The sequence below is a fragment of the Halosimplex rarum genome, from assembly GCF_047715405.1.
GTDB lineage: Archaea > Halobacteriota > Halobacteria > Halobacteriales > Haloarculaceae > Halosimplex > Halosimplex rarum.
Genome location: NZ_CP180412.1, coordinates 3,485,090 through 3,506,358, shown reverse-complemented (window position 1 = coordinate 3,506,358; position 21,269 = coordinate 3,485,090). Strand labels below are relative to the sequence as shown.

Sequence of the window (21,269 nt, the reverse complement as noted above, 5' to 3'; positions counted from 1 at the left end):
CGCTACGTCCTTCGCGGGTCGCTAGCGCTCCCCGCTCCGGTACGAGGCGCTCACTGCGTTCGCGCCTCGCTACTGGTCGCGTGTCGCTCACTCCGTTCGCTCCCGCTCGCACTTTGGAGGTCGCTCACTCCGTTCGCGACCTCACTACGTCCCGTGCTGCCACGACCCCATATACTCTTCCTGGGTCTCCGTCAGCTCGTCGAACGCGACGCCCTCGGCCTCCAGTTTGATCTCCGCCACTTCCTTGTCGAGCACGTCGGGCACGTCGTGGACGCCGGCCTCGTACTCGTCGCCGGACTCCACGAGTTCCCGCACGCAGACCGCCTGCACGCCGAAGCTCTGGTCCATCACCTCGACCGGGTGGCCCAGCGCGATGGGCGTCGCGAGGTTCACCAGCCGCCCCTCGGCGAGGACGTTCAGGCGCCGACCGTCCTCCAGCTCGTAGGCCTGCACGCCGTCGCGGGCCTCGTAGGAGTCAACGGCCAGGTCCGAGAGCGCGTCGAGGTCGATCTCCACGTCGAAGTGGCCCGCGTTCGCGAGCAGGACGCCGTCGCCCATCTCCTCGAAGTGCTCCTCGACGACGACGTCGCGGTTGCCCGTCGTCGTGATGAACACGTCGCCGACCGCAGCGGCCTCGTCCATCGGCATCACGTCGTAGCCTTCCATGTGCGCTTCGAGCGCGCGGCGGGGCTCGACCTCGGTGACGACGACGTTCGCGTTCTGGCCGCTGGCCTTCATGGCGACGCCCTTGCCGCAGTGGCCGTAGCCGGCGACGACGACGGTCTTGCCGGCCCACGAGAGATTGGTAGTCATCGCGATGGAGGCCAGCGAGGACTCGCCGGTCCCGTGGACGTTGTCGAACAGGCGCTTCATCGGCGTGTCGTTGACGGCGAACATCGGGTAGGCGAGTTCGCCGTCGGCGTCCATCGCCCGCAGGCGGTGGACACCGGTCGTCGTCTCCTCGCACCCGCCGACGATGGAGTCGATGAGTTCGGGGTAGTCCTCGTGAATCGCCGCGACGAGGTCCATCCCGTCGTCGACGGTGATGGTCGGCTCGTGCTGGATGACCGCCTCGATGGCGGCGTAGTACTCCTCGTCGTCGACCTCGCGCTCGGCGTAGGAGGTGACGCCCTCCACCGCGTCGAGGGCGACGCTCACGTCGTCGTGCGTCGAGAGGGGGTTACAGCCGGTGATGGCGACCTCCGCGCCGCCCGCGGCGAGCAGTTCGGCGAGGATCGCGGTCTTGGCCTCGACGTGCATCGCCATGCCGACGACTTCGCCCGCGAAGGGCTGGTTCGCCTCGAAGTCCTCGCGCAGCGACTCGCAGATCGGCATGTGCTGGCGCGCCCACTCCATCTTCCGGCGGCCGGACTCGCGGGCCGCATCCGGGTCGTCGACGCGCTCCGTGATCGGGTCAGTCATGGCCGAATGATAGACCAGCGCCGGGAAAACCCCACCGGATCCGGTGCTCGACGCATTCGGTGACACAGCCGATGTGGCAAACTTGTGGCGCGCGCTGTCGCGGCCCCCGTGCCGCGACGTAGTCGCGCGAGGGATGAGGAGCGCACCGAGCGGAGCCTGCGGAGCGAGGGAGCACCGCAATCGGTTGGGGAGGCGTGTGGCGCGGTGCTGTGTGGTGCGGTCCTGCTGTTCCTGGTGGACTGAAAGGGCGAGGCGCGCGTGGCGCGATCGCAGGGAGCGCCACGGCTGGCCGAACGGCGACCATCGGGAGCCGTGAGGCGCGGTGGAGCGGTCTGCGCGGGCCCTATCCGAGGGAGCGCCAGCGACCGAGGATATCCCGCACAGACCGCCCGAGCGGGCCGAGGGCTTTCATCCCTTGCTGTCGGCTGCCGTTCCGGCTGCTAGCGAGTGAGTTGTGACGGGATCCACACCGCCACGAATCGCAATACAACGCCGGTATGCGACTGATCGTCAGACGCGCGTCGGGTGCCCGTCTGCCCGGTCTTTTTGCACGCGTGTCACCTCTGTTCGAAAGCATGGCCGCAAACGCCGACGCACCCAATCAGGGGGAAGTCCCATGCACCGACCGCCAGTCGGCGGGCGAGTCGTGCGTAGCACCGACGCCGAAGATCGAGGCGGCCGACAGCGCCGTCGATCACACGCCTGAGACGCTGTATCTGGTACGGATCGCGATGCTCGAAGCGAGAGTCGAGACGCTCGAAGCGGACCTCGAATCGAAAGAGCGCGACCTCCAGCACGTCGTCGACCGCTACGAACACGTTCTCCAGGAACGTGACGCCTGCCGCGACGAACCACTCGTGTCCGACGAGTTCGACACAGTCCGCTCGGACGCGGACGAAGCCGCCCACCGGAGCGAACGGGCCGACCGAGAGTCAACCGAACGAGACCGTCCGTCCGACCGTTCGACCGGCCCGCTCGACCGGCTCCGGGCACTGTTCAGCTAGTCGCGGCCGTCGCACGTGGGGAGGAGAACCCGCTTTTCCGCGCAGTACGAACCACAAAACAGCCGCAGAACTGCTCTTACTGTCCGTTGAGCTGGATCTGCGTGATGTCGATGACGCGCTCGTCGTCGAGCAGGCGCTCGACCGTCTCCTCGGGGACGGGGTCGTCGAGGTTGTAGACGGTCAGCGCCTCGCCGCCGATGGTCTCGCGGCCGTTGAACATGCCGGCGATGTTGACGTCGGCCTCGCCGAGGACGGTGCCGATGAAGCCGATGACGCCGGGGACGTCCTCGTTGCGGGCGACGAGCATGTGGCCGTGCGGGACGGCGTCGACGCGGTAGCCGTCGATGCGGACGATGCGCGCGTCGTCGCCGGCGAACTGCGTCCCGGAGACACTGATCTCCTCGTCGCCGTCGGAGACGGTGACGGTAATGAGGCTCTGGAAGTCCTCGGCGGAACTGGTCTTCGACTCGGTGACGTCGATGCCGCGCTCCTCGGCGATGCGCTCGGCGTTGACGGCGTTGACCTGCGTCTCGACGACATCCTCGAAGACGCCCTTGAGGGCCGTCGCCGTCACGATCTCGGTGTCGTGGTCGGCGATGTCGCCGGCGTAAGTGACCTCCACGTCGGAGATGCCTCCATCGAACAGCTGGACGGCGATGGTCCCGGCTGTGTCAGCGAGGTCGAGATACGGCTCGACCGCGGGGAACGCGCTCTCGTCCATCGAGGGGGCGTTCAGCGCATTGATGACCGGCTCGCCGTTGAACGCGGCGATTATCTGATCGGCGGTCGAGGTGGCGACGTGCTCCTGGGCGGCCTCCGTCGAGGCGCCAAGGTGCGGCGTCACGACGACGTCCTCGACGGCAAGCAGCGGGTTGTCGGGGTCGACCGGTTCGTCGGCGAAGACGTCGATGGCGGCGCCCTTGAGCAGGCCGTCCTCGACGGCCTCGGCCAGGGCGGGCTCGTCGATGATGCCGCCGCGGGCGCAGTTGACGACGTAACCGCCCTCGAGCTGGGCGATCTCCTCCTCGCCGATCATGTTCTCGGTCTCGTCGGTCAGCGGCGTGTGGACGGTGATGAAGTCCGCCCGTTCGAGACACTCGTCGAGCGAGTCGACGAGTTCCGCGCCGAAGCGCTCGGCGCGCTCCTCGCTGATGTAGGGGTCGTAGGTGACGAGATCCATGCCCAGCGCGTCGAGGCGGCGGGCGACCTCCTGGCCGACGCGGCCGAAGCCGACGACGCCGAGGGTCTTCTCGTTGAGTTCGGTGCCGAGGAAGTCTCCCTTGGCCCACTCGCCGCCGCGCAGGCGGTTGTGCGCCTGCGGGATGGAGCGCGCGGTGGCGAATGCCATCGCGACGGAGTGTTCGGCGGCGGCGCGGACGTTGCCCTGCGGCGCGTTGGCGACGATGACGCCGTGTTCGGTGGCGGCCTCGATGTCGATGTTGTCGACGCCGATGCCGGCGCGGCCGACGATCTGGAGGTTCGGCGCGGCGGCGAACACCTCTGCGGTGACCTCCGTCCCCGAGCGCACGACCATCGCGTCGGCGTCCTCGACGGCAGCGAGGAGCGCGTCGCCCTCGACGTCGTAGGCTGTCTCGACCTCGTGGCCCGCCTCGCGGAATCTGTCCAGACCCGCGTCGGCGATCGGGTCCGTGACGAGTACCTTCATGGGCGTGGGATCCCCGCCAGCCGGTATAACGCTTGTTTTCTCCGGACGCAGGCGAGGACACACTCGACACTGTCGACACAGTCTGCGAGCAGACACCGGGCGTGACCGAGACGGTCAGCGCTCACGGCCGAAGTCTCGACATCGAACTGGCAGCGGCCGAGACGCTGACCGCGCAACTGGGCGTCGATCGGCAACGACGGGTACCGGTCAGTTACCACGAAGAAAAGTGACGAGTCGAAACTGAGGGTGCGCCTACCGCCATTCCGGAAGGGTGGCGGCGTCGGCGAGGGGCGCTGTGAGATACGCGTCGTCACAGCTGATATCGGCGATTACGAGGGTTTCGGTGGGACCCTCCTCGACAGAGGCCATGACCTCGGCGTTCGCTTCCACCTCGGCTTCAGCGACCATATCCGGCGCCATGTGTGACAACATGTAGCAACCACCTATAAACCTGCCGGAACGATTCTCAGGAGTTGAAAACCTGGTGTCGGACGACCGTCAGACGCGCGGATGACGGACCCGGAGAACGGGGCGCTGATAGTGATAGTTGAACCATGCACGCGCACGATGGCGGGTGGAGACGTGAGGCACGACCGTCGACCGACAGGGCGAGACGGCGCGGGACCGACCGATCGTCGGTCGTGACCGCTGGCGGTTCGCCGCTCACGGCCGGACGTATCAGGCGTCGATCGACTCGCCGATCTCGGGGATCCGGTCGTCGTCGACCGCGACGGCGCCCCCGTGGTAGCAGAGCACCCGCTCGACATCCAGCGCGGCCAGCCGGTCGACCGACTGGCCGGCTTCGGCCATGTCGAGCGTGAAGCGGTCGTTAGGCCCCTGTAACTCCCCGCCGGCGGCCGTCAGCGCGTCGGCCGCGAGCAGCAGCCGCGCCTCGGGCAGGTACAGCGACACGTGGCCAGGCGCGTGGCCGGGGGTGTACACCACTTCCATCGGTCCCGCCGCGGTCCGGAACCGCTCCTCGCCCACCAGTTCCACGTCGACCGGGACCGGCGGGTAGCGCTCCCCGTCACCCTTGATCGGGTCCTCGCGCCCGTCGACGTAGGGGGCACAGTCCTCGTGGGCGAACACGACCGCACCGGTCTCCTCGCGGACGGCCGCCAGCGCGCCCGCGTGATCGCCGTCCTGGTGGGTGACCAGCACCGCCCACACGTCCGTCCAGTCGAACCCCGCCTCGGCGAGTTCGGCCGCGAGCGCGTCGGCCTGGCCCGGGAGGCCGGCGTCGATCAGCACCAGCCCCCGTTCCGTCTCGACGGCCGCCGGGTGGAAGGCCCGTTCGCCGCCGTCGGCCTCGATCGTCTCCGTGAGCGCGTAGACGCCGCCCGTGAGTTCGTCCATGGCCGGATTTCGTGGCGGTCTCACAAAGTAGGTCGGGCCGGGTCGCTCCGCCGCGTCGGGCGGGAGAATTATGACTTCTCGGCAACACGTCGCCCAGTATGGACGACGACGCCCTCCAGGCGCGGCTCCGCGGTATCGAGCGCCGACAGAACCTCATCATCGCCTTGCTCGCTCTGCCGTACCTCGTCGTCGGGGCCGAGCTGTTCGGGTACTGGGTCGCGACCGTGACCGTGACTGCGCTCGGGCTCCTCACACTCGCGTTCGTCGTCGTCAGCCGCAGGCAGCGGCGAGACGGGGTCAGGATATGACGCCGACCACCCCTCTCCTCGCCGACGGATGACCGACGAATCTTAGGCACTGCCCGCGTAGACGCGCCCATGCGGTACGTCACACTGGTGGTCTCGCCGGTCGAGGGGGCGGGGTTTCATCCGATCAGCGAGCGCCTCGCCCGCGACCCGGCCCTGACCCGCGAGGCGATCCATCGGATGAACGACCTCGGGGACGGGACGGTAACGCTGCTCGCCGAGGTCACGGGCGACGCCGACCGCTACCGCCAGATCCTCGCCGACTCCCCGGAGGTCCACGAGTTCACGGTCGCCGACGGCGACGACGACCGCGCGTGGGGCTACTCACGCGTCGAGACGACCGCCCTCGTCGAGTACATGCTCGAACGCGACCGCGAGCTCGAACTCGTCCGCGACATGCCCATCGAGATCACCGACGGCGGCGACCAACGGGTCACCCTCGTCGGTACCGAGGAGGCGTTCGCCCGCGCCGCCCGGTTCGACGAACCCGAGGGCTACGACATCGACATCGAGAAGACGGGCGACTACCACCCCGAGGGCGGCCGGCTCGTCGACGCGCTCACCAGCCGCCAGCGGGAAGTGCTGGAGGCCGCCGTCACCGTCGGCTACTACGAGACGCCCCGGCAGGCCACCCACGAGGACGTCGCCGAGGTCGTCGGCTGCTCGTCCGCGACCGTCGGCGAACACCTCCAGAAGATCGAACGATCGGTGTTCGGTGCGCTAGTGGGGTAGGATCGGCCGCCGTTGGAGGGCACGACAACAGTCTTATGCCGTTGGAGGTGGTAACAACAGCCGATGGGCGGGGACGACTCGGCCACGCTCCTCATCCGAGAGCGGCAGAACTTCGACGAACGGTACGCGGAAGTCGAGGCGTGGAACGTCCCCGAATCCGATCGCTACCCGGACGGAGTGAAGTACAGCTTCCAATACGGTGAATTCGACAGAGACACGATAGTCAGGTACGACAACTTCCCGGACCATCCCGATGCGCCACATCACCACAGACACGGGGAGGACGGGAACGTCGACGGCGTCGAATTCGACGGCGTCGCTGCCCTGTATCGGCGGTTCAAATCCGAGGTGAACGACCATGGCCACGACTGGAACTGACCCGGGCACCGAGCCAGAACGCGTCCTGCACATCCGCTTCGAGCGGAGCAACAGCGACCGCATCGAAGAGACGCTCCGCGCGATAGACGGCGGCGAGGAACCGGAGCCGTACTTCGAAGTCACCTTCCACGACTCCGACCAGTTACATCAGGTGACGCGGCCGAAGAATCTGGAGTTACTTCGAGTCATCGCCCGCGAAGAACCGACCGGGATCCGCGAGACCGCCCGCCTCGTCGGGCGCGACGTTCGACAGGTCCACCGGAACCTGACGGAACTGGAGACCCTCGGCCTGATCGACTTCGAGGCCGACGGACAGTCGAAACGACCCACCGTGTGGTACGACGCGATCGAGGTCGATCTCCCGTTGCTCGACTTCGACGGCGAATCCGACACCGCAGACGCGTAAGGCGCCCTTTTCGGCCGGGGTTTGACGCCGCTCACTCCTCGAAGCCGTCCTCGCGGGTCACTGCGTTCCCCGCTTGGAAGTAGTGGCTCTCACTCCTCGAATCCGTCTTCGAACCTGAAAGTGCCGTCCCGCTGGACGACCTCGCCGTCGACTTCGATGAACGAGTCCTCGCTCATGTCGACGATCATGTCGACGTGGACGGCCGAGTCGTTCTGTTCGTTGCCCTCGCCGACGGTGTCGTCGTAGGCGCGGCCGACGGCCATGTGGACGGTGTCGCCCATCTTCTCGTCGAACAGCATGTTGTACGTGAACCGGTCGATGGCGCGGTTCATCCCGATACCGAGTTCGCCCAAGCGGTTCGACCCGTCGTCGGTCTCCAGCACGTTCCGCAACACCTCCTCGTTCTTGCCGGCGGCGTAGTCGACGACCTCGCCGCCCTCGAACGTACACCGCACGTCGGTGACTTCCCGACCCTGGTGGTAGAGCGGTTTGTCGAAGTAGACCTCGCCCTCGACGGAGTCGGGGACGGGCGCGGTGAACACCTCGCCGCCGGGGAGGTTGCGCTCGCCGTAGTCGTTGAGCGTCGGGTTGCCGGCGACGCTCATGGTCACGTCCGTCGAGTCCCCGGAGACGATGCGCACCTCGTCGGCGTCGTCCATGATCTCGACCATGTTCTCCTGAAACGCGCGCTGTTCGTCCCAGTCGCGGAGGATGGCGTCCCAGACGAAGTTCTCGTAGCCCTCGGTGCTCATCTGCCCGAGTTGAGCGTTCGCGGGCGCGGGGTACTGCGTGAGACACCACCGCTTCGAGAGCCGCTCGTTCAACAGGGGCTGCTGGGAGGCCGCGTAGGCCGTCGACACCTCGGGGTCGACGTCGCTGGTCTGGGTGACGTTGTCGCTGCCCCGGATGACGATGTAGACGTCCATCTCCTCGTAGAGCGCCATCTGATGTTCCGGCAGGTCGAAGTCCCCGTCGTGGTTGCGCTGGAAGGCGCGCTGGAAGCGCTTGCCCATACGATCCTGGACGACCAGCGGCAGGGCGTCCCGGTCGGCGATGACCTCGTGGAGCGCGGTCACCAGGTCCTCGGCCTCGGGGTGGGCGTCGATGACGACCTGGTCGCCCGCCTGCAGGTCGACGGAGTGGTCACAGATTATCTCGGCGTGTTCGCGAACGCGCGGGTCCATGCCCCACTCCTCGGACGGAACGGTGAAACCGGTTTCGTCGTCGAGCCGATGCCGACGGTCCGAGGCCCGCTCACTCCCCAGTCGCCTGCCACTGCTCGCCGAGATCGACGACGTACTCCGCGTACTCCTCCTTCGCCCGCTCCCACTCCGCGCCGCCGGCCTCGCAGGCGGCTTCGAACTCGTCGAGGCGCTCGGCGTCGTCGCGCGACGCGAGACACATCGACTGGAATACCGGCGACCCCGCCGGATCGCCTCCCTCGTCGCCGTCGATCCGCTCGCGGATCGTCTCGGGCGACATGTCGAGCGAGACCCCCGATCCGGGGATCGACTTCGCCATCTTCGGCGCGCCGTCGAACCCCGGCAGCATCCTGGTGTAGAGGCCGGCGACGCCCCCCTCGACCGGCGCGGCGTCGCGGAACCGGCGCGCCATGCGGGCCAGGTGGTGCTCGTCGATCCCGAACGAGAGGACCAACTGCTCGTATTCGCCCGCGTACAGCGGGTGGAGGAAGTCGACGCCGTGGAGGACGGCGCTGTGGGTTCGGGCCGCCTCAGAGGTCGGCCCCGAGTGTTCGACGGTCCACTCGCCGTCAGTCGCCTCGTAGGCGTCGCTGACGGCCCGTTCCCACGCCGTCCGCGAGTGGTCCGCGTCCTCACCGTCGTCCCACGAGTCCGGGTCGTAGTACGGCGCCAGTAGCTGGGCGGTTTGCATCACGTCGCGCGCCTCCGACTGGGTGCGGAGCCGGCCCTGTTCGGGATCGAACCCCAGGTCGCGGATGAACTCGCGGTAGCGCTCCGCGAGGGACTGCACCCGCTCCAGCGGCGCGCCGTTGTGATACGGTTCGAGGTCGGCGATCACGAACTGGACGTCGAGCCCCGCTCGCTGGAGTTCGACTGCGGTCAGGATCTGGCCGACGGTACCCAGGTGGGGTGGGCCGGTCATCCCGACGCCCGTCGTGACCAGCGTTCGGCGATCGGTGGCGCGGTCGAACACACCGGGGTCGTCCGCCGCTACGAAGCGCCGGCGCTGCGCCGTCGGGATCGGACCGACGGCGCCGGTTACAGGTCGGTAGTCGTTCCGTTCGCGGACCAGTTTGTAGTGGTCGGTCAGGCGCGTCACGACCGATACACATACGCGAGTCGTAAAATGCTAATTTGTGACTAGGTAACGAGCCACAAAGACCGTCCGGCGAACCGTCCGCCGTCGGCCGCTCGGCGGGAGAGCGGAGCCGACGTAACCGGCGCTTACCGCGCGGTTCCGTGTCTATAACGAAATACGGGAATCGCCCTACCGGGATAGCGTGCTATGACGGACCGACCACTGCGGAACACGCGGCGGACGTTCCTCGCGGCGAGCGCACTGGGGGCCCTCGGGGGAATTGCAACGACTGGGAGCGCCGGTGAAACGGCTGCAACGGCGCCAGATCCCGAGTTCACGATAGCCTGCTCGACTGTCGAGGTCTCCGACTGGGACACCGCGTCCGGCGCTCGCGCCGTCTTCCGGGACGGCAGTTTCGTCTCGATCGGCGATGGGACGCCCGACCGCTTCGGCGCGCCCGGCCGCGTCGTCGAATCGGTCACGTTCACCGACTCGAACGGCAACGACCGAACGGTCTCGAACGACCCGACCGACTGCGATCCGGGCGCGAAGGCGGTCACGTTCACCGACTCGCGCGTGACGGTCCGGGACGGGGAATTCCTGGACGTCGACGCGACGCCGGACAGCCTGATCTCGACCCTCGATCTACATTTCGTGGACGGAACTACCGAGAACGTGTATCACTACGAGGGGCCGCCGACCGAGATCCCGGGCGTCTACCGTGGGACGGGGGAGAACGAGGGGAAGGTCGTCGAAGCGTTCGAAATCTCCTACGACCTCAACTACACGACCCACTACGTGCGCAACCCGGCCGCCGACAAGTACCTCCTCGGGAAGGAGAGCTGCCAGGACCGCTGCATCGAGATCGTGGGCGCGACCGAGGGCGCCGTCGACTACGAGTTCACGGTCGACGGTCCCGTGCGCGCGGTCACCCTTTTTGACCGGCGCGGCGCCACCCCCGACGGCAACGACGCCATCAGCGACAACGGCGACGGCACGTGGACGGCCACCGGGTCGACCGGGAACCCCGGATACGGCGACGTCTACGCCGTCAACGGGGAGATCACGTCGTTCGAGCAGACCGGCGGCCCCGGCGACTACGTGCTCCGGGAGTCCGAGTGGCGCATCCTCGAGGACACCTCGCCCGCGACCGACCTCCTCGCCGTCGTCGCCACCGAGTCCGGCGAGGTCGACTACGAGTTCACCGTCGACGGCGTCGCCAGGCCTGTCACCAACGCCGGCCCGAAACGCTCCGCCGGGGGCAACGACACCGTCACCGACAACGGCGACGGCACCGTCACCGTCGACGGCTTCACCGGGAACGCCGGCTACGGCGACACCTACGCCGTCACCGGCGACGTGACCGACTTCCAGCGGACCGGCGGCGACGCCGACTTCCGGATCGACTACAACGGCACCGAGGTCTCACCCAGCGACCTGGTCGACCAGCACTGAGCCGCCGGTCGGCACCGTCGACGGACGATCGCGGTCGCGTCGAGCCACCTATTTCCGCCGCGAGCGCCAATCGGAGCGCATGATCGACTTGCGCAGCGACACCGTCACGAAACCCGACGACGCGATGCGGACGGCCGCTCGCGACGCGGAGGTCGGCGACGACGTCTACGGAGAGGACCCGACCGTCAACGAACTCGAAGCCCGCGTCGCCGATGTGCTCGGGACCGAGGACGCGCTTTTGGTCCCCTCGGGGACGATGGGCAACCAGGTCGCCGTGCGTACCCACACCGAACGGGGCGAAGAGGTGATCCTCGAACGCGAGAGCCACGTCTACAAGTGGGAACTCGGCGGGGTCGCCCAGCACTCTGCCGCCCAGGCTCGCCCCGTCGACGGTGACGAACGCGGCGTCGTCGCCCCCGAACAGGTCCGCGACGCGTACGTCGAAGCGGACGGCCACCGTGCCGGCACGGGTCTGCTCGCGCTGGAGAACACCCACAACAGCAAGGGTGGCACCGCCATCGCGCCCGAACGGATCGACGACGCGGCGGCCGCCGCCCGCGAGCGAGGCGTCTCCGTCCACCTCGACGGCGCGCGCCTGTTCAACGCCGCGGCCGCGCTCGACGTCCCCGCAGAGCGGTTCGTTCGCGAGGTCGACTCGGTGATGGTCTGTCTCTCGAAGGGGCTCGGCGCGCCCGTCGGATCGGTGCTGGCGGGGAGCGAGGCGTTCGTCGAGCGCGCCCATCGCGTCCGCAAGCTCATGGGCGGCGGGATGCGCCAGGCCGGGATCCTCGCCGCACCCGGCCTGCTCGCGCTCGAAAACCGCGACCGTCTCGCCGCCGACCACGAACGGGCGCGACGGCTCGCAGCGGGTCTCGACGACATCGACGGGATGGAAGCGCCCGAACCCGAGACGAACATCGTCGTCGTGCGGACCGTCGACCCGGCCGAGGACGTGGTCGCCGCCTGCGAACGCGAGGGCGTCGGCTGCGTCGCCTTCGGTGAGCACCGCGTGCGTTTCTGTACGCACTGGGACGTGGACGACGAAGACGTAGCGCGAGCGCTCGACGGCGTCGAACGCGCGGTCGCCTGAGCGGCGAGCGGCGCAGGAAACGGTGAGGCCGGGATGGTATCGGTGGCCGGGACGCTGCTGGAGGACGGTCGGCTACTGGCGACCCTGGTTCATGCCTTCCTTGAAGCCCTGTGCGGTCCGGCGGAGGAACAGGTACACGAGGAAGACGAACCCGAGGAGGACCACGACGATGAAGACGAGGACCGGGTCCTCGAAGAACCCGGAGACCAGATCACCGATCTGCATAGGGCGGGCTACCGCCCCGCCGGTCAAAGAGGTTTCGGCACGACCTCCCCCGGGCGTCGGCCCGCGAGGCGACGCCACGGCGGACGCGGCCGCGCCGTCACGCGGTCGTGGGCCGCACCCGACGGCGGCGAACGCGCCAATCGGGTGATAAGACTGATAGCCCCACAGTGCAAAGCGCGACGTGAGATGTCGCTGCTGCCCTCCAAACCCGACTCCACCGCGGCCGAAGACGCGGAGCCGCGGGTGGTCGGCGTCGAGAGCGACGACGCCGACGACCTCCTCTCTGCGCTCTCTTCCGGGACCGCCCGCAGACTCCTGAGCGAACTCCACGAGGACCCCGCACCGCCGGCCGAACTCGCCGAGCGAGTCGACACCTCGCTCCAGAACGCCCAGTACCACCTCGAAAACCTCGAAGAGGCCGGCGCCGTCGAAGTCGTCGACACCGCCTACTCCCAGAAGGGCCGCGAGATGGACGTCTACGCGCCCGCCGACCAGCCGCTGGTCATCTTCGCCGGCGATCAGGAGAAGTCGACAAGTATCCGCACCGCCCTCTCGCGACTGCTCGGCGCGGTCGGCCTGCTCGCCGTCGTCAGTCTGGTCGTCCAGGCGCTCGCGGGCGGGTCCGTCCTGCCCTCGTTTGGGAGCGACGGGGGCTCGACGGGCGGCGACGGCGCGGCCGCCGCGGCGCGAACCCCGACGCCGGTCCCCGACGCCGGTGCCGTCGACGCCACGACCGGCGCCGCCGCCGGTCTGCCGCCGGGCGCCTTCTTCTTCCTCGGCGGCGCAGCCGTCCTGCTCGGCGGGCTCCTCGTCTGGTACCTCGCTAACTGAAATCCGCGTTTGAGTTTCCGTCGCCTACTTTTCCGTCCCACTCGAAACAACGGATGCACGCCGCCCGCTTCGGCCCCCGTCACTCCCGCCCTGTGGCGGGCAGGTCGAACTCGCTGTAGACCTCCCCGTCCGGCGCCACGAGCCGACCCCGTAGCCCCTCCTCGGTCGGGTCGAGCTCCGCGTGCGCCGGGCGGTACCAGCGCGGGTCGGCGTGGCTCCCGGGATTCAGGACCGTGACCGCCCCCATCGCCCGTCGGCCTGGCTCGTGGGAGTGCCCGACCACGACGACGTCCGCCCGCTCCTGGCGCCCGAGGAGCGAGAGCGCGGTGTCGTCGTGCTCGTGGCCGTGCACGACGACGAACCGAAATCCCGCCCACTCCACCGTCCGCGCCGCCTCCAACCGCCCGCGGGTCCCCGCGTCGTCGTTGTTCCCGTACACCGCGACGAACTCGCCGTCGCCGTCCGCGTCGGCGCCGGCCTCCGATTCGAAGGCATCCAGCACCGCCTCCGTGGTGAAGTCGCCGGCGTGGATCACCAGGTCCGCCGCGCGGACCGCCTCCAGGGTTCGCCCCTCAAGTCGGTGTCCGTCGGTGCCGTGGGTGTCCGAGAGGACAGTGATCACGGCCGGAAGGCGGGCGTCGACGGACAAAAACGCCGCGAGTCTAACCCAAGCGTTTTGCCCGGTCCGGTCGACTCAACAGGAAATGGCAGGTAGCAGAGGCGTCGTGATCGCAGCGTTGTTCGCGAACGGTGCGATCGCGATTCTGAAGTTCATCGGATTCCTGTTGACCGCGAGCCCGTCGATGCTCTCGGAGACGTACCACTCCATCTCCGACACGGGCAACCAGGTGTTCCTGCTGATCGGGCTCCGCTTCGGCGGCCGCGAGGCCGACCGGCAACACCCATTCGGCTACGGAAAGGCGCAGTTTTTCTACGCCTTCCTCGTCTCCGTGTTCCTCTTCGGCATCGCGGGTTGGGAATCGCTGAAACACGGGTACCACGTCCTCACGCACGGGGGCACCGAGGCCGGCGGGGCCATCGAGTTCCTCGGGTTCACGTACGACCCCGCGTTCGGGTTCGACCTGTTCTACGTCAACGTCGCGGTCCTGCTCGCGGCCATCGTCTTCGAGTCCTGGGCGTTCAAGAAGGCCTGGGCCGAGATGCGCCGACAGATGGCTGAGAACGACTGGGGCGGGATCCGGGAGGCGTTCCGAAAGACCAGCGACGTGACCACGCTCACGGCGCTGACCGAGGACACCATCGCGCTGCTGGGGCTGGTCGTCGCGCTCCTCGGGATCACCCTCGCGCGAGTGTTCGACGAGCCGTTGTTCGACGCCGCCGGCGCACTGGTCATCGGGGCGATGCTGATGGTGTTCGCCGTCGCGCTCGCCTGGGAGAACAAGCGGCTCATCCTCGGCGAGAGCCTCCCGCAGGACGAGGAACGCAAGCTCAGAGCCATCGTCACGGACCGCGAGGAGGTCGACCGCATCGTCGACTTCCGAACCGTCTACTTCGGTCCCGAGCGCATCGTCGTCTCCGCGGACGTGGAGTTCGCACCCGGGTTCCAGGGGGGAGACCTCGACGCCATCATCACCGAGATCGAGGAGGAGATGAAGGCGACGAACGCGAGCGTCCGCACGGTCTACCTCGAACCCGAGGTGTAGCGCTCGGCGGGCGGCCCGTCCGGTGCGGACCCCTGGACCACTTTCACCGCGATGGGGCTAGGGCTTTTATTCGGGCGCGCAAACAGCTATCCACAGTGGCGAGCGCGTCAGACCCACCGGACTATCTCCGCTTTTTCCCGTACGACGAGCCGTACGACCACCAGACCGAGGCGATGGGCAGCATCTACGACGCGCTCGAGGAGGCGCGGAACGTCCTCTTCGAGGGGGCGACCGGCACCGGCAAGACCCTCTCGGCGCTCGCGCCCGCGCTCGAATACGCCCGCGAGACGAGCAAGACCGTGGTCATCACGACCAACGTCCACCAGCAGATGCGCCAGTTCGTCCGCGAGGCCGCCGCGATCACCGACCAGGAGCCGATCCGCGCGGTCGTCTTCCAGGGGAAGGCCTCGATGTGCCACATCGACGTCGGCTACGAGGAGTGCCAGGCGCTCCGGGACACGACGCGCGAACTCGTCGACGCCGAGGAGAACAGGGCAGAGCTGGAAGCACAGCAGCGCGCCCTGCTGGAGGAGAGCCAGGACGGGAGCAGCGAGGCCGCCGACGCCCGCGGCGCGGTGATGGACGAACTCGAGTCCGTCGAGGAGGAGATCGGCCAGATCCGCGAGGAGCGCAACGTCTGCGACCACTACTACCGCAACCTGACCGCCGACACCGACGAGTTCTACGGCTGGCTGTTCGACGGCGTCCGCACGCCCGAGGACGTCTACGACTACGCCGACCGCGAGGGGCTCTGTGGCTACGAACTCCTCAAGGAAGGCATGGACGGCGTCGATCTGGTCGTCTGCAACTACCACCACCTGCTCGACCCGATGATCCGCGAGCAGTTCTTCCGCTGGCTGGGTCGCGATCCCGAGGACGTCATCGCCGTCTTCGACGAGGCCCACAACGTCGAGGACGCCGCCCGCGACCACGCCCGCCGGACGCTCACCGAAACCATCCTCGACCAGGCCGTCGACGAACTGGAGACGACGGAGGACCCCCGCGCGGACGCCGCGCTGAACGTCCTCACCACCTTCCGCGACGCGCTGGTCGACGCCTACGAGGAGGCCTTTTCCTTCGGCGAGCGCGAGGGCGTCGACGAGCACTGGTACGACCTCTCGATCGACAACGACGACGCCCGCGACGACCTGACCCTCGCCTTCCTGCAGCACTACTCCGGACCGGGCTTCCACGAGGAACTCGACCGGACGCTCGACCTCGGGCGGGAGCTCGACCAGTCCTACGAGGAGGCCTACAAGAACGGCGAGACGACGACGCGACAGGAGTGCCAGACCCTGCAGGCCGCGAGCTTCGTCGAGGACTGGCTCGACGAGTCCGCCGCCGAGGGCCAGTACCCCGTTGTGAGCGTCAGGCGTGCGGAAGAGGGGGGATCCCGCGATGCCGGCGAGATTTACGGTCGCGCGGAGCTGTACACGTGCATTCCGAGTTCGGTCACCGCGGATCTCTTCGGCGACCTGCACGCGGGCGTCCTGATGAGCGCGACGCTTCGGCCCTTCGACGTCACAGAGGACGTCCTCGGGCTGGACGAGCCGGAAACGCTGGCCTACGGACCGCAGTTCCCCGAGGAGCGCCGTCGCACCTACGCCGTCGACGGTCCCGCCCTCTTCGCCAGCAAGCGCGACGACATGGAGGTCCAGTCGACCGTCGCCGAGGTGCTGGAGGACGCCGCCCGCTTCACGCCCGGCAACACGCTCGCCTTCTTCCCGAGCTACAGCGAGGCCGAGCGCTACCACCAGCGGGTCGACGCCGGCGGGGCGACGTACCTCGACCGCCCGGGCACGTCCGCGAAAGACCTCCGCGAGGCGTTCACGAGCGACGACGACGCCGTCCTCTTCACCTCGCTGTGGGGCACCCTCGCCGAGGGCGTGAGTTTCGACGGCGACGACGCTCGCACTGTCGTCGTCGTGGGCGTCCCGTACCCGCACCTCGACGACCGCATGGACGCCGTCCAGGAGGCCTACGACGCTGCCTTCGGCGAAGACGACGAACAGGGTCGCGGCGGTGCGAACAGCCGTGAGAGTGACGACGAGGGAGCGGGCTGGCGCTACGCGGTCGAGATCCCGACCGTCCGGAAGACCCGGCAGGCGCTCGGCCGGGTCGTGCGCTCGCCGGAGGACTTCGGCGCGCGGATCCTGCTGGACAGGCGCTACACCGAGCGCTCGGAGGTCGAGATGCGGGACTACTCGGTCCGGGGGACGTTCCCGCCGGAGGACCGCCGCGAGATGGTCGACATCGACCCCGAGAAACTGAAGTTCGCGCTCCTGAACTTCTACCAGGACGTGGACGGCTACGACGGCGACCCCCCGCGGCCGTGAGGTCAAGTCACCGGACGCGAACGCAGTGAGCGTCCGGCTTTTTTCGCCCACGTTTTTCGACGAGTGGGTCGCGGAGCGACCCCGAGGAGAAAAAGGTGGTCTCACCAGGACGTGGACGGCTACGACGGCGAACCGCCGACGCCGTAGCCCGCAGTTCGCCCGGATGACGCCGTTGAACGGTGTCTAGTTATCAAATTATTTACCTTGAGAGCAGAGTACAGGAATATGGACCGCCGAACGTTCCTCTCGTTGGCGGCCGGGCTCGGCACGCTCGGCGGCTGTGTCGGCATCGAATCGGCTGGGACGGACACGCCAGAGCCGGAACCGGTCGCTCCGACGGAACTAGATCCCACGGAGCAGCGGTCGTCGACTGAAGCCACCGCGGCGACCCCGAGCCCAACCGAACGACGCGGACGAGTGGAGACGCGGACGCCGACCGCCACAGAGGCGCCGACGCCGTCGCCGACGCCAACTGAGATGTCGACGCCGACGCCGCAACCGGGCGACCTGACGGTCGTCGACACGAGGCTGACCGACGTCGAGGACATGTTCGGGCCGGACCGGTACGTGTGTGTCGACGTAGAGAACTCGACCGGGAACTACCACGGCTACGCCGAGGTGGACATCGTCTGCCGGGACGCCGACGGCGAGACGATCGACACCGACCGAGTGAACGTCATGGCGGTCCCCGGCAACGCCGTCTGGCGGGCGTACGGGGAGTACCACGGGGACGAGGAAGTCGACACCGTCGAAGCAGCGGTCGGTGAACAGGACCGGATCGTTCCGCTATCGCATCCCGATGGTGCGGAGATCGTCGACTCCGAGGAGATAGAGACTGACATCCTCTCCAATCCCGACATCGAGGGAACTGTCGAGGTCCGCGAGGCCTACGACTACCTGGAGGTGCTCGCGCCCTTCTACGACGAGGACGGATACTTCCGGGCGATCGGGCGGGCCAACGAAACCTACCTCGAGGCCGATACCCGCTGGGAATTCAGCGCCGAGGCAATACTGGATCCGCCGGAAAACGCGGCCCCGATCACCGACCGCGACCTCGTCTTGACGACCGGCTCCTGACGATAGTTCCCGTCGCCGTCCGGGGTACGTTCCGCCGGAGGAAACCCGCGAGATGGTCGACATCGACCCCCAGAAGCTGAAGTTCGCGCTGCTGAACTTCTCTCAGGACGTGGACGGCTACGACGGCGAGCCGCCGCGGCCGTGACGACGCGTCTTGACGCCGGATCCGCTCGTCGATGCGCTGTCGCGGTACGTGCGCGGCGTTGAACCTGCAAGGAGTGGGTGCGAGTACGTGCGGGCTGGGCGCGACCTGTTCGTCGGGTTATCCCCCGATTCCGGGGACGTAAGCCGGTTCCACCCCAATCGAGCGTATGGTACTCGACACACACGAGTCGGAGACCGAACGGCACGGTGACTTCCTGATCGCGGGCGTCGCCCATCGCGGGACCGAAGTCGACGAGTCGGCGCTGTGGGCCTCGCTCGACGACTACGCGGACGACCTCGACGCCCACGCCGTCGGCACCGACTACTATTCGGTCATGTTCGACGTCGACGCCGACAGCGGAGAGTTCACCTACGTCGCCGGCCGCGAGGTCGATTCCGCCGACGACCTCTCGCCGGAACTGACCGTCGTCGAGATCCCAGAGGCCACCTACGCCGTTCTCCAGCCCGACTACGAGTCCATCGACGAGATGATCCTCCAGATCCACGAGGAGGACCTCGACCACACCGACGACGACGACGGCGTCCGCAATCCCATCTTCGAACGCTACGAGACCCGCCGCGACCCCTCGACCCACGCCGACCGAGAGATCTACGTCCCGGTCCGCGACGACTGACCCCGTCATCACGACGGCCGCCTCCCCTGTTTCCGCGCCTCCAGCGGCGCGCTCGTTCCACCCGAAACCGGGGGGTTTGAATCCCCCCGTATCGAACGGGTGAGCCATGACCGTAGTCGCGTTCGACTTCGACGGCACGCTCTCGGACTCGGAGATGACCGTCCTCCTCGGCCGCCAGAACGGCACGGCCGACGACATGGCCGAGATCACCGAGCGAGCGATGAACGACGAGATCGAGTACGCCGAGAGCCTCCGCCAGCGCTGCGCGCTGCTCGAAGACCTGCCGGACGAACAGGCCCAGGAAGCCTTCGACCAGGTCGAGTTGCGCCCGGGCGCCGCCGACGTGATCGAGGCGCTCCGCGAGGCCGGCGTCTACGTCGCCATCCTCACCGGCGGCTTCGACCGCGGCGTCGCCGCTGCACTCGAAAAGGAGGGGGTCGAGGTCGACGCCATCGTCGCGAACCGACTCCCGGTGGCGAATGGGAAACTGACCGGCACCGTCGACGGTCCGCTCATCGAGGGAACGAAAGACGACGCACTGGAAGTCCTCACGGCCGCTATCGGCGAGGACCGCGACGACACCATCGCCGTCGGCGACGGCGCCAACGACCTCCCGATGCTGCAGGTCGCCGGGCTCGCCGTCGGGTTCGACCCGAAACCGGCCGTCGCGCCCGCCTGCGACACCATCGTCGAGACGATGGCCGAACTGCAGGACGTCCTCGAAGCTGAACGCGTCCTCGAATAACGGATCGAGCCGCGCCGATCAGACAAACTCGACCCCGCGGAACTCGAAGCGAGCGCCCCCGAGGGGTTCGTGATCTCCGGGGGCGTCTTCCGGCCCGGCGTAGTCGTCGCTGTCGCCGAGCGCGACGCGCCAGCCGTGGGCCTCCGCGATGACCTGGACGATGGCGAGCCCGAAGCCGGTCCCCTCTTCGGAGGTCGTGTACCCCGACTCGAAGACCTTCTCGCGCTCGTCCGCCGGGACCCCCGGACCGTCGTCCTCGACGTAGAAGCCCGACCAGTCGCCGAGTGGACCGATCCTGACGGTCACGTCGTCGCCGCCGTGGACGACCGCGTTCCGAAAGAGGTTCTCCAGGAGCTGTCGGAGGCGCCCGCGGTCGGCCTCCACGGTGAGGTCGTAGTCGAACGTCAGCGTTCCCGCGTCGCCGGTGGCCGTCGCCCAGCAGTCCCCGGCGACCGTCTCCAGTGAGACCGGATCGGGGTCCTCGACCCACTGTCCGTGGCGAACCAGCTCGAGCAGCTCTTCGAGCAGCGCGGCCATCCGATCGAGCGCGTCGGCGGCCGAGTCGACGTGTTCGCTCTCCGACCCACTGCTCGCCAGTTCCAGGTGGCCGGAGGCGACCTGGAGCGGGTTGCGGATATCGTGAGAGATGACGCTGGCGACGGTCCGCAGGCGCTCGTTCTGGCGTTCGAGCTGTCGTTCCTGGCGCTTCCAGTCGCTCAGGTCGTGCGTGAGACCGATCAGCCCGCGGATCTCCCCGTTCTCGTCCCGCCAGGGCACCTTCGACGTGATGAAGAAGTAGTTCCACTCCGGATCGGCGCTCACCTTGTCGACGATCTCCTCGCCCTCCTCGATGACGCGCATGTCGTCCTCGTAGCTCTCGCGGCCCTCCTCGCCCCAGATATCCAGGTCGGTCTGGCCGATGTACTCGCGCGCCTCCGAGTTGTAGTCGCTCACGCGGACGTGCCGGCCCTCCTCGTCTTTGATGAAGAGATACACCGGGATCGACTCGAAGATGGTGTCGAGGATGCTGCTCTCCCGGTCGAGAAGCGCGCGCTCGGTGACGTCCCGGACGGTCAACAGCGCGTACCGCTCGCCGGCGACGGCGACCGGCTTCGCCGTCACTTCCAGCGCGACCTCCCGCGCGTCTTCGAGCGCGACCGACAGCCTGTCGGCGGTACGCGGTGCGGACACGGGCGAGCCGGCTCCGTCCACCGGCCCCCCGTCGAGGACCGGGACCCCGTCGGGATCGCGCTCGATCGTCCGCTCGACGGTCGACGGACCGTCGAGCCCGGCGACCCACTCGGCCCCGGAGTCGGCATCGACGAGCGCCGTCTCGGCGACCGGCGAGCCGACCAGCGACCCGCTCTCGGCGCCGAGCATCGTCTCGACGGCCTCGTTTGCGAATGCGATCCGTCCGTCGCCGTCGCAAGCCACGATCCCAGCGTCGACGGCGCCGACGAGCGTCTCGAAGAACGCCTGATTGTCAATTTCGGTCGGCTGGGGCCCCCGATCCATACG

Annotated in this window: 23 protein-coding genes; 14 read left to right on the top strand and 9 right to left on the bottom strand. The window is 68.2% G+C overall.

Features of this window, described 5'->3' with window-relative positions:
• Positions 1-144 precede the first annotated feature (144 nt).
• Complete coding sequence (locus ACMGFH_RS16740) at positions 145-1,422, bottom strand: adenosylhomocysteinase (RefSeq protein ID WP_415379597.1); 1,278 nt, start codon at positions 1,420-1,422, stop codon at positions 145-147.
• A gap of 575 nt (positions 1,423-1,997) precedes the next feature.
• Here ACMGFH_RS16740 and ACMGFH_RS16735 point away from each other — a divergent pair.
• A complete protein-coding gene (locus ACMGFH_RS16735) occupies positions 1,998-2,426 on the top strand; it encodes a hypothetical protein (protein ID WP_415379596.1) in 429 nt (142 codons plus the stop codon).
• Between the two features lie 76 nt (positions 2,427-2,502).
• Here the strand turns inward: ACMGFH_RS16735 and serA are convergent, their stop codons facing one another.
• A complete protein-coding gene (serA, locus tag ACMGFH_RS16730; protein ID WP_415379594.1) occupies positions 2,503-4,092 on the bottom strand; it encodes a phosphoglycerate dehydrogenase in 1,590 nt (529 codons plus the stop codon).
• Positions 4,093-4,193: 101 nt separating this feature from the next.
• On the opposite strand from serA, the gene ACMGFH_RS16725 reads away from it, so the two are divergent.
• Positions 4,194-4,322, top strand: a complete 129-nt coding sequence (locus ACMGFH_RS16725) for a hypothetical protein (protein WP_415379593.1) — start codon at positions 4,194-4,196, stop codon at positions 4,320-4,322.
• A gap of 22 nt (positions 4,323-4,344) precedes the next feature.
• On the opposite strand, the gene ACMGFH_RS16720 is transcribed toward ACMGFH_RS16725, so the two are convergent.
• The gene (locus tag ACMGFH_RS16720; RefSeq protein ID WP_415379592.1) at positions 4,345-4,512 is read right to left on the bottom strand and encodes a hypothetical protein; all 168 of its coding nucleotides are present in this window, start codon (positions 4,510-4,512) and stop codon (positions 4,345-4,347) included.
• 258 nt (positions 4,513-4,770) lie between these two features.
• Positions 4,771-5,448, bottom strand: a complete 678-nt coding sequence (locus ACMGFH_RS16715; protein WP_415379591.1) for an MBL fold metallo-hydrolase — start codon at positions 5,446-5,448, stop codon at positions 4,771-4,773.
• 98 nt (positions 5,449-5,546) lie between these two features.
• On the opposite strand from ACMGFH_RS16715, the gene ACMGFH_RS16710 reads away from it, so the two are divergent.
• From ACMGFH_RS16710 to ACMGFH_RS16695, 4 genes are all read left to right on the top strand, one after another.
• Positions 5,547-5,756 carry a hypothetical protein gene (locus tag ACMGFH_RS16710; protein WP_415379590.1) on the top strand — a complete coding sequence of 70 codons (210 nt, stop codon included), beginning with the start codon at positions 5,547-5,549 and terminating at the stop codon, positions 5,754-5,756.
• Positions 5,757-5,825: 69 nt separating this feature from the next.
• Entirely contained in the window at positions 5,826-6,485 is a 660-nt protein-coding gene (locus tag ACMGFH_RS16705; protein WP_415379589.1) for a helix-turn-helix domain-containing protein, read from the top strand.
• A 63-nt stretch (positions 6,486-6,548) separates the two neighbouring features.
• Positions 6,549-6,863, top strand: coding sequence for a DUF6516 family protein (locus tag ACMGFH_RS16700; RefSeq protein WP_415379588.1), 315 nt, complete (start codon positions 6,549-6,551; stop codon positions 6,861-6,863).
• Positions 6,844-7,269 (top strand): transcriptional regulator, encoded by a 426-nt coding sequence (locus tag ACMGFH_RS16695; RefSeq protein ID WP_415379587.1) that lies wholly within the window; start codon positions 6,844-6,846, stop codon positions 7,267-7,269. The genes ACMGFH_RS16700 and ACMGFH_RS16695 overlap by 20 nt, the downstream gene beginning before the upstream one ends.
• An 89-nt stretch (positions 7,270-7,358) precedes the next feature.
• Here ACMGFH_RS16695 and ACMGFH_RS16690 read toward each other — a convergent pair whose 3' ends face one another.
• Both ACMGFH_RS16690 and ACMGFH_RS16685 read right to left on the bottom strand, forming a co-directional pair.
• Complete coding sequence (locus ACMGFH_RS16690) at positions 7,359-8,453, bottom strand: aminopeptidase (protein WP_415379586.1); 1,095 nt, start codon at positions 8,451-8,453, stop codon at positions 7,359-7,361.
• 70 nt (positions 8,454-8,523) lie between these two features.
• Positions 8,524-9,570 carry a hypothetical protein gene (locus tag ACMGFH_RS16685; RefSeq protein ID WP_415379585.1) on the bottom strand — a complete coding sequence of 349 codons (1,047 nt, stop codon included), beginning with the start codon at positions 9,568-9,570 and terminating at the stop codon, positions 8,524-8,526.
• A 186-nt stretch (positions 9,571-9,756) separates the two neighbouring features.
• Between ACMGFH_RS16685 and ACMGFH_RS16680 the strand changes: the two genes are divergently transcribed.
• Complete coding sequence (locus ACMGFH_RS16680; protein ID WP_415379584.1) at positions 9,757-11,004, top strand: hypothetical protein; 1,248 nt, start codon at positions 9,757-9,759, stop codon at positions 11,002-11,004.
• Positions 11,005-11,083: 79 nt separating this feature from the next.
• Complete coding sequence (locus ACMGFH_RS16675) at positions 11,084-12,094, top strand: threonine aldolase family protein (protein ID WP_415379583.1); 1,011 nt, start codon at positions 11,084-11,086, stop codon at positions 12,092-12,094.
• Positions 12,095-12,166: 72 nt separating this feature from the next.
• Here ACMGFH_RS16675 and ACMGFH_RS16670 read toward each other — a convergent pair whose 3' ends face one another.
• Complete coding sequence (locus ACMGFH_RS16670) at positions 12,167-12,319, bottom strand: hypothetical protein (RefSeq protein ID WP_415379582.1); 153 nt, start codon at positions 12,317-12,319, stop codon at positions 12,167-12,169.
• A 186-nt stretch (positions 12,320-12,505) separates the two neighbouring features.
• On the opposite strand from ACMGFH_RS16670, the gene ACMGFH_RS16665 reads away from it, so the two are divergent.
• A complete protein-coding gene (locus ACMGFH_RS16665; protein ID WP_415379581.1) occupies positions 12,506-13,150 on the top strand; it encodes an ArsR/SmtB family transcription factor in 645 nt (214 codons plus the stop codon).
• A 79-nt stretch (positions 13,151-13,229) separates the two neighbouring features.
• Here the strand turns inward: ACMGFH_RS16665 and ACMGFH_RS16660 are convergent, their stop codons facing one another.
• Positions 13,230-13,772, bottom strand: a complete 543-nt coding sequence (locus ACMGFH_RS16660) for a metallophosphoesterase (RefSeq protein ID WP_415379579.1) — start codon at positions 13,770-13,772, stop codon at positions 13,230-13,232.
• Between the two features lie 82 nt (positions 13,773-13,854).
• Between ACMGFH_RS16660 and ACMGFH_RS16655 the strand changes: the two genes are divergently transcribed.
• From ACMGFH_RS16655 to serB, 5 genes are all read left to right on the top strand, one after another.
• Positions 13,855-14,814 (top strand): cation diffusion facilitator family transporter, encoded by a 960-nt coding sequence (locus ACMGFH_RS16655; protein WP_415379578.1) that lies wholly within the window; start codon positions 13,855-13,857, stop codon positions 14,812-14,814.
• A 95-nt stretch (positions 14,815-14,909) separates the two neighbouring features.
• Positions 14,910-17,150, top strand: coding sequence for an ATP-dependent DNA helicase (locus tag ACMGFH_RS16650; RefSeq protein ID WP_415379577.1), 2,241 nt, complete (start codon positions 14,910-14,912; stop codon positions 17,148-17,150).
• 225 nt (positions 17,151-17,375) lie between these two features.
• Entirely contained in the window at positions 17,376-18,227 is an 852-nt protein-coding gene (locus ACMGFH_RS16645) for an FxLYD domain-containing protein (RefSeq protein ID WP_415379576.1), read from the top strand.
• 311 nt (positions 18,228-18,538) lie between these two features.
• On the top strand, positions 18,539-19,006 hold the full coding sequence (locus tag ACMGFH_RS16640) for a GyrI-like domain-containing protein (RefSeq protein WP_415379575.1): 468 nt from the start codon (positions 18,539-18,541) through the stop codon (positions 19,004-19,006).
• Positions 19,007-19,112: 106 nt separating this feature from the next.
• Positions 19,113-19,751 carry a phosphoserine phosphatase SerB gene (serB, locus tag ACMGFH_RS16635; RefSeq protein WP_415379574.1) on the top strand — a complete coding sequence of 213 codons (639 nt, stop codon included), beginning with the start codon at positions 19,113-19,115 and terminating at the stop codon, positions 19,749-19,751.
• Between the two features lie 18 nt (positions 19,752-19,769).
• On the opposite strand, the gene ACMGFH_RS16630 is transcribed toward serB, so the two are convergent.
• Entirely contained in the window at positions 19,770-21,266 is a 1,497-nt protein-coding gene (locus tag ACMGFH_RS16630) for a PAS domain-containing sensor histidine kinase (RefSeq protein WP_415379573.1), read from the bottom strand.
• Positions 21,267-21,269 lie beyond the last annotated feature (3 nt).

Coding starts and splice junctions, on each gene's coding strand:
- ACMGFH_RS16740 (WP_415379597.1), bottom strand. CDS start 1,422: ATGACTGACCCGATCACGGAGCGCGTCGACGACCCGGATGCGGCCCGC.
- ACMGFH_RS16735 (WP_415379596.1), top strand. CDS start 1,998: ATGGCCGCAAACGCCGACGCACCCAATCAGGGGGAAGTCCCATGCACC.
- serA (WP_415379594.1), bottom strand. CDS start 4,092: ATGAAGGTACTCGTCACGGACCCGATCGCCGACGCGGGTCTGGACAGA.
- ACMGFH_RS16720 (WP_415379592.1), bottom strand. CDS start 4,512: ATGGCGCCGGATATGGTCGCTGAAGCCGAGGTGGAAGCGAACGCCGAG.
- ACMGFH_RS16715 (WP_415379591.1), bottom strand. CDS start 5,448: ATGGACGAACTCACGGGCGGCGTCTACGCGCTCACGGAGACGATCGAG.
- ACMGFH_RS16710 (WP_415379590.1), top strand. CDS start 5,547: ATGGACGACGACGCCCTCCAGGCGCGGCTCCGCGGTATCGAGCGCCGA.
- ACMGFH_RS16705 (WP_415379589.1), top strand. CDS start 5,826: ATGCGGTACGTCACACTGGTGGTCTCGCCGGTCGAGGGGGCGGGGTTT.
- ACMGFH_RS16700 (WP_415379588.1), top strand. CDS start 6,549: ATGGGCGGGGACGACTCGGCCACGCTCCTCATCCGAGAGCGGCAGAAC.
- ACMGFH_RS16695 (WP_415379587.1), top strand. CDS start 6,844: ATGGCCACGACTGGAACTGACCCGGGCACCGAGCCAGAACGCGTCCTG.
- ACMGFH_RS16690 (WP_415379586.1), bottom strand. CDS start 8,453: ATGGACCCGCGCGTTCGCGAACACGCCGAGATAATCTGTGACCACTCC.
- ACMGFH_RS16680 (WP_415379584.1), top strand. CDS start 9,757: ATGACGGACCGACCACTGCGGAACACGCGGCGGACGTTCCTCGCGGCG.
- ACMGFH_RS16675 (WP_415379583.1), top strand. CDS start 11,084: ATGATCGACTTGCGCAGCGACACCGTCACGAAACCCGACGACGCGATG.
- ACMGFH_RS16670 (WP_415379582.1), bottom strand. CDS start 12,319: ATGCAGATCGGTGATCTGGTCTCCGGGTTCTTCGAGGACCCGGTCCTC.
- ACMGFH_RS16665 (WP_415379581.1), top strand. CDS start 12,506: ATGTCGCTGCTGCCCTCCAAACCCGACTCCACCGCGGCCGAAGACGCG.
- ACMGFH_RS16655 (WP_415379578.1), top strand. CDS start 13,855: ATGGCAGGTAGCAGAGGCGTCGTGATCGCAGCGTTGTTCGCGAACGGT.
- ACMGFH_RS16645 (WP_415379576.1), top strand. CDS start 17,376: ATGGACCGCCGAACGTTCCTCTCGTTGGCGGCCGGGCTCGGCACGCTC.
- ACMGFH_RS16640 (WP_415379575.1), top strand. CDS start 18,539: ATGGTACTCGACACACACGAGTCGGAGACCGAACGGCACGGTGACTTC.
- serB (WP_415379574.1), top strand. CDS start 19,113: ATGACCGTAGTCGCGTTCGACTTCGACGGCACGCTCTCGGACTCGGAG.
- ACMGFH_RS16630 (WP_415379573.1), bottom strand. CDS start 21,266: ATGGATCGGGGGCCCCAGCCGACCGAAATTGACAATCAGGCGTTCTTC.